7 protein-coding genes are annotated in these 8,991 nt (G+C 42.8%); 4 read left to right on the top strand and 3 right to left on the bottom strand.

Annotation, left to right across the window (positions count from 1 at the left end):
• Nucleotides 1-282: 282 nt before the first annotated feature.
• Together NU887_RS13360 and NU887_RS13355 are read right to left on the bottom strand one after the other, a co-directional pair.
• Nucleotides 283-2,403, bottom strand: a complete 2,121-nt coding sequence (locus NU887_RS13360; RefSeq protein WP_258423879.1) for a bifunctional rhamnulose-1-phosphate aldolase/short-chain dehydrogenase — start codon at nucleotides 2,401-2,403, stop codon at nucleotides 283-285.
• Nucleotides 2,404-2,500: 97 nt separating this feature from the next.
• Nucleotides 2,501-3,859 carry an FGGY-family carbohydrate kinase gene (locus tag NU887_RS13355; protein ID WP_258423878.1) on the bottom strand — a complete coding sequence of 453 codons (1,359 nt, stop codon included), beginning with the start codon at nucleotides 3,857-3,859 and terminating at the stop codon, nucleotides 2,501-2,503.
• Nucleotides 3,860-4,072: 213 nt separating this feature from the next.
• On the opposite strand from NU887_RS13355, the gene NU887_RS13350 reads away from it, so the two are divergent.
• The 4 genes from NU887_RS13350 to NU887_RS13335 all read left to right on the top strand — a co-directional run bounded on the left by NU887_RS13350 (nucleotide 4,073) and on the right by NU887_RS13335 (nucleotide 8,122).
• Entirely contained in the window at nucleotides 4,073-5,473 is a 1,401-nt protein-coding gene (locus tag NU887_RS13350; protein WP_258423877.1) for a purine-cytosine permease family protein, read from the top strand.
• Complete coding sequence (locus NU887_RS13345; protein WP_258423876.1) at nucleotides 5,470-5,664, top strand: hypothetical protein; 195 nt, start codon at nucleotides 5,470-5,472, stop codon at nucleotides 5,662-5,664. The genes NU887_RS13350 and NU887_RS13345 overlap by 4 nt, the downstream gene beginning before the upstream one ends.
• Nucleotides 5,648-6,928 carry a sugar isomerase gene (locus NU887_RS13340; protein ID WP_258423875.1) on the top strand — a complete coding sequence of 427 codons (1,281 nt, stop codon included), beginning with the start codon at nucleotides 5,648-5,650 and terminating at the stop codon, nucleotides 6,926-6,928. The genes NU887_RS13345 and NU887_RS13340 overlap by 17 nt, the downstream gene beginning before the upstream one ends.
• Before the next feature lie 105 nt (nucleotides 6,929-7,033).
• Entirely contained in the window at nucleotides 7,034-8,122 is a 1,089-nt protein-coding gene (locus tag NU887_RS13335; RefSeq protein ID WP_258423874.1) for a PDDEXK nuclease domain-containing protein, read from the top strand.
• A 300-nt stretch (nucleotides 8,123-8,422) separates the two neighbouring features.
• Here NU887_RS13335 and NU887_RS13330 read toward each other — a convergent pair whose 3' ends face one another.
• Complete coding sequence (locus NU887_RS13330; RefSeq protein ID WP_258423873.1) at nucleotides 8,423-8,944, bottom strand: hypothetical protein; 522 nt, start codon at nucleotides 8,942-8,944, stop codon at nucleotides 8,423-8,425.
• Between the last annotated feature and the right edge of the window lie 47 nt (nucleotides 8,945-8,991).

The following is an 8,991-nucleotide window of genomic DNA, read 5'->3' as shown; positions in this document are numbered from 1 at the left end:
AGACAGGCCGGAAGACGGAAGACGGAAGTACCGTAGATACCGAATCCCTACCCTAAACTGAAATTCATTTGTTCGAGGCGGGAAGGAATGACGGCGGACCGGGCCGGCCCAGGCCTTGTGCGTGGATAGGATTCCGCCGTCTTGACTTTTTTGGCTACTTTTTTTGTCAAGAAAAAAAGTAGCTGTCAAAATGAATACCCGATTCCCGAAGCCTTAAGAACATCTCTAAAGTTAATTTTAGAAACTCCATTCAATTGGATACCCAAAATAAATTAAATCCTATTATCGTGGGAAAGAAGCTGCGAATCCTCCATCCACATTCAGCATATTTCCGGTGGTTTTGTTCAGCATGCCACTCACAAAGACAAAAGCCGCCATGGCGATATCCTCTGTCCTCACTTCTTCCTTCAAAAGTGTCCTGCTTGCGTAGAATTTTGGTAAATCTTCCAAAGGTACGCCATAGGCTTTTGACCTGTCTTCTGCCCATCCACTCTGCCAAATCGACGAATTTTCAATCACCGCATCGGGATTGATGGAGTTGACGCGGATTTTGTAATCACCCAATTCGGCTGCCATCAATCTGGTGAGGTGGAGTTGGGCGGCTTTGGCAGAACCATAGCCTGCGTTTTTTGGACCGGCCACCAACCCGTTTTTGCTGACAATGTTGATGATATCTCCGCCTTTGTTTTGTTTTTTCAGCACATCAAAGGCCATTTGGGAGACGATAAATTGGCCTTTGACCAAGATGTCGTACAACCTGTCCCACTCCTCCAAGGAATGCTCTTCCAACGAACGGCTGATGCTGATGCCTGCATTGTTTACCACAATATCCAAACCGCCATAGTTGAGGCAGATTTCGCGGATACATGCTTTCAAAGTATCGGGTTTGGTCACATCAAGGTAGACACCGATGACATTGTCTTTGGTAAATTTCTTCTCAAACTCAGCCACTGAAACAGCGAGTTTGGTATTGTCAATGTCAGTCAAAACGACACAGGCACCTTCTTTCGCATATTTTTCGGCGATGGCTTTCCCGATACCTCCTGCACTTCCGGTGACCAAAGCCACTTTTCTTGACAGTGGTTTTTCAGCAGGCATCCTTTGGAGTTTGGCTTCCTCGAGCAACCAATACTCAATGTTGAACGCTTCTTGCAAAGGCAGCGAAACATAAGTCGATATCGCCTCGGCACCTTTCATGACGTTGATGGCATTGATATAAAACTCCGCCGCGACACGTGCTGTCTGCTTGTTTTTGGCAAAAGTAAACATCCCGATCCCCGGCCAAATGATGACTACAGGATTGGCATCCCGTATCTCAGGACTGTTTGGATGCTTGTGGTCATGGTAGTATTTGGCATAATTTGCCCTATAACCTTCAAATTGGCTGTTCAGTTTTTCAAGCAGGCTTTTGTCAGTCAGATCTTCCTCCGGTGCCAAATTCAAAACCAAAGGGCAGATTTTGGTTCGGAGAAAATGATCCGGGCAACTTGTACCCATCGCCGCAAGCGGTTCGACATCTTCGCTGTTGATAAATTCCATCACAACAGGGGCATCGGTAAAATGTCCGACCATCAAGCCTTCCGAAGAACAGAGACCACGGAGCGTAGGAGCAAGTTTGGCAGCCTGATCCCGTCTTTGGGTTTCGTCCAAGGCAGTTGTGGTCTTGGTTCCACCAAAAACCGGCCTGTCCTTTCCATAATTTGCGTGGAGGTATTGGCTGCAGGTTTCGATGACTTCAAGGCTGTTGATATAGGATTCGTAGCTTGTTTCACCCCAGGTAAAAAGTCCATGCTGACCGAGGACAATTCCCCGGAGGTTTGGATTTTTGGTGATGGCTTCTTCGAGTTTCAAGCCAAGGTCAAAACCCGGTCTTTGCCAGGGAACCCAAGCGATGCTCCCGCCAAATAAGTCCTGAATGATTTGTTCACCATCCTTCGCGGCTGCGATGGCGATCAGCGCATCCGGATGCAAATGGTCAATATGGGTATAAGGCAAAAAGGAATGCAATGGCGTATCAATGGAAGGCGCTTTGGAATTCAGGTCGTAGATGCAGTGGTTGAAAAGCTCCACCATTTCATCCTCGAATTCCAGGCCTCGGTATATTTTTTTCAGGGAATGCAATCTGTCGAGGTAAAGGCCGGCCAAGCCGCTTTTGGTTAAAGTCCCGATATCTCCACCGGAACCTTTCACCCACATCACAGGGACGTCATTGCCGGTCAGTGGGTCTTTTTCAATGGTTTTGCAACTTGTATTTCCGCCGCCATAGTTGGTGATTCTCAGGTCAGCGCCCAAAATATTGGATCTGTAGATGAGCATGGCCACTTCATCGTGCTTTAGTTGGTCGGCTTTGGCATCATCCCAGAGGTAGCTGACGTGCTCAAATTTCTTGCTGTTGTTTCCCATTTTTGTTTCAATTTTGATAGGTTAAAATTGATGGTTTGGTGCTGTTAATGTGTCCTGTACTATCTTGGAATTTGTCTCTAAGGTAGGAAGAATGGGGCTAAAAGCCGGTTTCAAATTCCTTGATCCGGAGAATGTCCTGTTTCAATTTGCTTTGGTCCAGAGCGAGCAAAGCCCCCAATGCGGATGCTCTTGGCTGATTGCTGAGGTATATTTTTTTGTTTGGATAAAGGAGTTGAAGGAAAGCCAAAAAGGTTTTGTTCTTGGTAAATCCACCCGTGAGGATGATATCCGTGACGTTGCTTTTTCCCAAAACCAGGTCCGTGCTGCATTGCTGCCATTTGGCCAGATCGAGCATCAGTTGCAGGCAGGCTTCTTCAGCATTTGTAAAATCATCCAAAGGATTTTCAATTCCTTCCCATTTGACTTTTGGTCCGGAACCTTGGAAGCTGATGGGACTGAACACATCTTTTTTGTTTGCTGCGAAAAGGGATCTGATCTGTTTTTGGGAGAACTCCAGTTTTTGTAGCTTTTCGACAGTATCCCCAAAATGGGAAGCTATCCTGTTGATTTGCATTTCGTATTCCTTTCCAAGGAAAATCCGCGCTCCTTTCACTTTCCTTCCGTCAGGCTGCAAGAAACTCAGACAGTCGCTTTCCAATTCTTCGGCAGTCAATGTTTCCTGATCAAATGGATTCAGGGAAATGCTCCATGTTCCCGTAGAAATTAGGATAAAAGGCCGGTCTATCAAGCGGATGTACGGAAGCAAAGCCGCCGAACTGTCATGCATCCCAAAACCTATTTTTACATTTTGGCCAAAGAGATTTTTGTCAACTCCGGTTTCTGTGGGAAATGGAGGAAGGATTTTTTCAATCCATGTTTTCTTTACCCAATGGGCAAAATCCTTTTCTTCAAAATTCCAAAAACAGGTATGGCAACCTACGCCGGTATAGTCATTCCATTTTTCTCCTGTCAAAAGAAAAGAAAAGTATTGTGGGAGGTGGAAGCTGTAACGGATATTTTTGAAAAGTTCCGGTTTTTCATGCTTCAGCCAATACAGCTGGAATCCGCTGTTGAGCATCTTCAAGGCCGGGCTTGCGGTTTTTTGGAGGAGATTTTCTTCTTCCGCCAAGAACTTTTCCCAAAGGGATTCCGGAACAGGTTTCAGGTAATTGTAAAATGGTGTACAGACTTTTCCTGCTTCATCCACATGTACCAAACTGGCGCCATAGGCGGAAAAGTTGATTCCGATGACCTTGTACCTTGGATCCTTTAGAAAATTTTCTGTCACCTCCAAAACCCAATCACTGACCTTCATCAGGTCATCGCAGGGAAAACCGTCATCGTCTTGGATCTCTGCCACATGCATGCTCGACTCTTCGAGGATATCAAAGTCCGGGTTGTAGAGGATCGCTTTTTTGTTGGTTTTCCCGATATCAAAAATCAGATAGGCTTCCATAAAGTTTCCGTCAGGGATAATTCTAACCCATGGAAAACGTATCCAACAGGTTATTGTGGGTTTGAGGATTTACACTAATTAGTTTACAAGATGGCAAGAAAAGGAGGCAATTTAAACCCAAATTATTCAAAATTTTGCATTTTTGTTTGGTGCGGACAGTGCAGGATAGCAGCAGGATTTTTATTCTTTTCTTTACCTGATTAACCCGATCTTATGAGCCCACAAACCCAAAATACCGGCCCGGCAGTCAATGAATACGAGCGAGAACCTGTTCCCGCAGCCGCGCAGAAAGGTTGGCGGAGTTTCCTGGGAATGTATGCAGGAGAACATACTGCCGGAACAGAATTTGTCATTGGGCCGCTCTTTGTTGCGCACGGTGTCGGTGCTTTTGATTTTTTTGCAGGATTGATTTTGGGAAATATTTTGGCAGTATTGAGTTGGGGACTGATGACGGCGCCGATAGCGACTTCCAAAAGGATGACGCTGTATTACCAATTGGAGCGGATCTGTGGGTACAAGATGGTATCGATCTACAATGTAGTCAATGCGCTGATGTTTTGCTTTTTGGCGGGTTCGATGATCGCGGTGTCAGCGACTGCCGTCGGCATTCCATTTAACCTGACCATGCCAACGCTCACAACCTGGCTTCCCACCTCAGTGGGTTGGGTTTTGGTGGTTTTGCTGATCGGTTTTTTGACCACTTTGGTAGCGATCAAAGGGTATAACCAAGTCGCAAGATTTGCGAATGTGGCGGCTCCTTGGATGATTTTGATATTTATGGCAGCGGCTTTGGCAATTTTGCCGGAACTTGGAGTTACGCGATTTTCGGATTTTTGGGCTGTTGCCAATAAAGTGATCTGGACGGGTATTCCTTTGGAGGGAGTGAGCAAGTTTTCCTTTTGGCATGTGCTGTTCTTTGCCTGGTTTTGCAATATGGCAATGCACATCGGAATGTCTGACCTGACGATTCTCCGCTATGCCAAATCCTGGAAATATGGATTCCTTTCATTTTCAGGGATGTTTATCGGGCATTTCATTGCATGGATTTCTTCTGGAATTCTATATGCAGCATTTCTTCAAAGCAGCAATTTCTCTACTGAATTTGCACCTGGACCGATAGCTTATGGTGCCGCAGGCGTGGCGGGTGCTGTTTGTGTGGTAGTCGCCGGGTGGTCAACAGCCAATCCTACGATCTACCGTGCAGGACTGGCTTTGCAGGGTGTTTTCCCAAAAATGAAAACCTGGAAAGTGACCGCTTGGGTCGGTGCGGTAACAACTATAGCGGCATGCTTTCCGGCTTTGGTGATGAAGCTATTGGACTTTGTAGCCTTGTATGGACTTGTGCTGATGCCGATGGGAGCGGTGATATTTGCGGATTTTTACCTTTCTCCAAGGTATGGGATTACACAGGAAATGGCGTATAATCGGAACATCTCCTTTTCATATGCCACTTTCTTTACCTGGCTGATTACTTTGGCCGTCTGTCTGGGTTTGAATCTCGGATTCGGAATCGACATTTTCTTCCTTGGTTTACCCGGATGGTTTATCGCCGTATTCACATTTTTGATTTTATCCAAAACAATATACCCAAAAGGAAAGGAGGCGCTCGTATGAAAATCCTATTGATCATCATTTCTTACATCGGTTTGGCCATGTCCATTGTGCCATCCGTTTTGGTGTTTTTGGGTAAAATTGACATGCAGACCAATACGACCCTGATGGCGGTTGGGATGGTGTTGTGGTTTGGCACTTCGCCTTTTTGGATCAACAAAAAAACGGACAAAGACAATGCAGCTGACAACTGAAAATATACAGGAATCTAATTCCAGATATGTAGCCCTTCATCAGAAGTTCTTTGCTACTTTGGCTTCGCAATTGGAGGATGGAGGGATTTCTGTAGAGAAAATACTTTCGAAAATCCGCAGTTTTCAGATCGCTGTACCAAGTTGGGCATTGGGTGCAGGAGGAACAAGATTCGGGAGATTTGGAATCGGGGGAGAGCCGAGGTCTTTGGAAGAAAAAATTGAAGACATCGGCCTTTTGGCTAAACTCACCAAAAGCACAGATGCTGTTTCTCTGCATATTCCTTGGGACATCCCATCGGATTATGAGGCAATCATGCAGCTTGCCAAATGTCACAACATCGGATTTGATGCCGTCAATTCAAATACCTTTCAGGATTATGGGCAGGAGAAAAGCTATAAATTTGGTTCGCTAAGTCACAATGACCCAAAGGTCAGAGAACAGGCAGTTGCCCACAATAAACAAGTGATTGAAGTTGGGGAAAAGTTGGGTAGCAAAGGACTGACGGTTTGGTTGGCCGATGGGAGCAACTTTCCAGGTCAGCAAAGTTTCCGTAGGGCTTTGGACAATACCTTTGAATCCCTTCAAAAAATCTATGCTTCAATGCCTGAAGACTGGAAACTGCTGTTGGAGTACAAACCTTACGAACCGAATTTTTACAGTACTGTGATTCCGGATTGGGGTACCTCGCATTTGCTGTGCAGGCAATTGGGAGACCGGGCCAAAGTCCTTGTCGATCTTGGACACCACCTTCCCAATACCAATATCGAGCAGATTGTGGGGATTTTATTGGGGCAAAATCAGTTGGCAGGATTCCATTTCAACGATTCTAAGTTTGGAGATGATGACCTGACGACAGGTAGTATCAAACCTTATCAGTTGTTTCTGATTTTCCTTGAACTTGTGGCAGGCACAGAAGACGGTTGTCAATCTTGGGAAAGTATCTCTTGGATGATCGATGCGAGTCATAATACCAAAGATCCTTTGGAGGACCTGATGCAGGCTTTGGTAGCAATTAAGATCGCTTATGCCAAATCCTTATTGGTGGATCGGGTTAAACTTACCATGTACCAACTTAACGGCGATGTGGTGATGGCGCAGGAAATCCTACAAAAAGCTTTTTTGACAGATGTGAGGCCATTATTGAAAGAAGCCCGGCTGCAGTCAGGCGGGGCTTTGGAACCCATTTCCATTTACAGACAACATGAAATCCGAAAGCAGCTGATCCAAAAAAGGGGGGAGAATACTAGGGCGACGGGGTTGTAAATTTTATATGTAGCTTTTAATCAGTGAAAAAAGAATCGCAGATTCAATAACATTACCCCGTCCGGAATTCGACTTTTGTTTTTCAGTGTATTTAATCAAATAAAGATGGCTTTAAACAAAAATATCATTCTCGAATTAAAGCAGGCTATACTAAGTAGCCGTTACCAAGCTGCCAGGTTGGTAAACAAGGAGTTGATTGTTCTTTATTTTGGGATTGGTAAAAAAATCAGCGAAACTGCTTCCAAAGAAGCTTGGGGAAGTAAAGTTTTAGATCAGATTTCTCTTGAATTACAAAACGAGTTGCCGGGACTAAGAGGCTTTTCAAGTGGAAACCTAAAGAAAATGCGGGTTTTTGCTGAATTTTGGATGGTTCATTTAAAATTTGGATTTGGTTCGGCACTGCCGAACCAATTGCTAAGTAATACACTTGAATTCAGTTCGGCACTGCCGAACCAATTACCCGAAAATTTTGCTGGGTTCTTTTTTTCTGTCAGCTTTACCCACCACTTTAGCATAGCTACAAAGAGCCAAAGCTTTGATGAAGCTTGCTTTTACCTGACCAAGGTCGCAACTGAATTCTGGAATTATCGTCATTTAGAAAAGCAAATGGCTGGTAAACTCTTTCAACAACAGGGTTCGCTTCCCAATAATTTTAACTACACTTTAAATGAAATCCATAGAGAAAAGGCCCTAAAAACATTCAAAGATGAATATCTGCTCGATTTTATCAATATTCAACCTGAAGATGAAGATGATGAGCGGACATTAGAAAAGGGAATTGTGAACAATATCAGAAAGTTTATCTTTTCCCTTGGAAACGACTTTGCCTTTATGGGCAATCAGTATCGGTTGATTGTGGAAGAACAAGAATACTTTGTGGACTTACTTTTCTTTAACCGAAAACTTCAGTGTCTAGTAGCCTTTGAACTCAAAACCGGGAAATTCAAACCCGAATATCTCGGTAAAATGAATTTCTATCTCTCAGTAATGGATGATTTAATCAGGCAGCCTCACGAAAATCCATCTATTGGCATAATTCTTTGCAAAGAGAAAAACAATAGAATTGTCGAATACAGCTTCCGAGATTTTAATAAAGCAATGGGGGTAGCCATTTATAAAACCACAGAAGAACTTCCTGCAAAATTCAAAAATGCCTTACCCGATGCCGATACCTTGAAAAAATTATTAGACTAACATTTTAATAAAATAGCTAGACACACGATAGATGTTCAGACTAACTAAATAAAAAAGCCTCAAATTGGGCTGGTTCGGAGCCTATTTTTATTTTCAGGGGAAATTTAGCCAGGCTTCCTTTCCCCTGTTAGCATATTAAGTCAATTTTTTATAATTAGGAGGAATGGTACATAACAATTTGTTATGGAATAAGTAGCTGATTATGAATCGCTAAAACTTATTTAACAACAACAAAGGTGAAAATGACAATTAGTTTCTTATACCGCTATTTTTACACAATGTTGATGCTTGTTTTTTAAATTATTTAGACTCCATAACTATTAAAATAACCACAATAATACAATAGATGTAGTTGACAATTGGAATTTTTATCCAAAAAACATTTAGCAACTTTCTACTAAAGTATCCTCCAAGAATGGAAAAGTAAATTATCATTGGCATTGCGGTTAAAAATAGGATAATAATCGAGAATATAGATAATCCATTATAATCTGTTCGTGAGAAGTCATACAAAATACTTGAAATGTAAGTTAACATTAGTCCTATTGGCAAAATTTTGTAAACAGGCACTCTATGTTTTTTAAAATATTTAGGTCTTCTTAAAGAGTCATTTTTAAACCTCACAGAATTCTTCTCGCTCCAGACAAGAAATGCTATGATATGAAGCAAAATCCCACTGATAACCAAGATTAAAGGATAATCCCCCTTTAAGTCACCAACAGAGTACATTATTGCAAACAGGAAATAAAAGAATGAAAAATAAAATAGCAACTTTGGCTCATTGTTGTTCCTCCTAAAAAGTCCCCTTATTTTTTCTTTCATTTCTTATATAAAATTTTGACTAACATAAATAAAAATCATCAAATTTA

It is taken from the genome of Aquiflexum gelatinilyticum, from assembly GCF_024741135.1.
Classification (GTDB): domain Bacteria; phylum Bacteroidota; class Bacteroidia; order Cytophagales; family Cyclobacteriaceae; genus Cognataquiflexum; species Cognataquiflexum gelatinilyticum.
This window is presented reverse-complemented; position numbering and strand designations above follow the sequence as displayed.

Excerpts from the sequence above, each read along its gene's own strand:
- NU887_RS13330 (WP_258423873.1), bottom strand. The coding sequence starts at position 8,944 with ATGAAAGAAAAAATAAGGGGACTTTTTAGGAGGAACAACAATGAGCCA.
- NU887_RS13360 (WP_258423879.1), bottom strand. The coding sequence starts at position 2,403 with ATGGGAAACAACAGCAAGAAATTTGAGCACGTCAGCTACCTCTGGGAT.
- NU887_RS13350 (WP_258423877.1), top strand. The coding sequence starts at position 4,073 with ATGAGCCCACAAACCCAAAATACCGGCCCGGCAGTCAATGAATACGAG.
- NU887_RS13335 (WP_258423874.1), top strand. The coding sequence starts at position 7,034 with ATGGCTTTAAACAAAAATATCATTCTCGAATTAAAGCAGGCTATACTA.
- NU887_RS13355 (WP_258423878.1), bottom strand. The coding sequence starts at position 3,859 with ATGGAAGCCTATCTGATTTTTGATATCGGGAAAACCAACAAAAAAGCG.
- NU887_RS13340 (WP_258423875.1), top strand. The coding sequence starts at position 5,648 with ATGCAGCTGACAACTGAAAATATACAGGAATCTAATTCCAGATATGTA.
- NU887_RS13345 (WP_258423876.1), top strand. The coding sequence starts at position 5,470 with ATGAAAATCCTATTGATCATCATTTCTTACATCGGTTTGGCCATGTCC.